Genomic DNA, 438 nt, shown 5'->3' with positions numbered 1-438 from the left:
AAGGGATGATACGTGCGTTATACAGCACTTTACCAGACGAGTGCGTCTTACCCTTATCGCTGTCAAAGAATACGCCAGGACTACGATGCAGCTGAGAAACGATAACACGCTCAGTACCGTTGATGACAAAGGTACCGTTGTCGGTCATGAGCGGAATTTCGCCCATGTACACTTCTTGTTCTTTGATGTCTTTTACGGTGCCTTCCGGCGCTTCGCGCTCGTAGATCACCAGACGCAGTTTAACGCGCAGCGGTGCGGAGTACGTCACGCCACGGATCTGACACTCTGTCACGTCAAACACCGGCTCACCCAGACGGTAGCTGACATACTGCAACTCAGAGTTGCCGCTGTAGCTCGCGATTGGGAACACGGAACGGAAGGCTGCTTCCAGACCGTACTGGCCTTCTGGATCTTGCTCGATAAACTTCTGGAACGAGT

Annotated in this window: 1 pseudogene; it reads right to left on the bottom strand. The window is 52.7% G+C overall.

Going from position 1 to position 438, the window contains the following annotated elements:
* Positions 1-438, bottom strand: a pseudogene (gene rpoB / locus QMM04_RS23130) (DNA-directed RNA polymerase subunit beta); the annotation flags it as partial.

The sequence above is a fragment of the Pantoea sp. Pa-EAmG genome (genome assembly GCF_030024295.1).
Taxonomy (GTDB): Bacteria; Pseudomonadota; Gammaproteobacteria; order Enterobacterales; family Enterobacteriaceae; genus Pantoea; species Pantoea dispersa.
The sequence above is the reverse complement of the archived record's forward strand: the minus strand, read 5'-3'. Positions and strand labels throughout refer to the sequence as shown.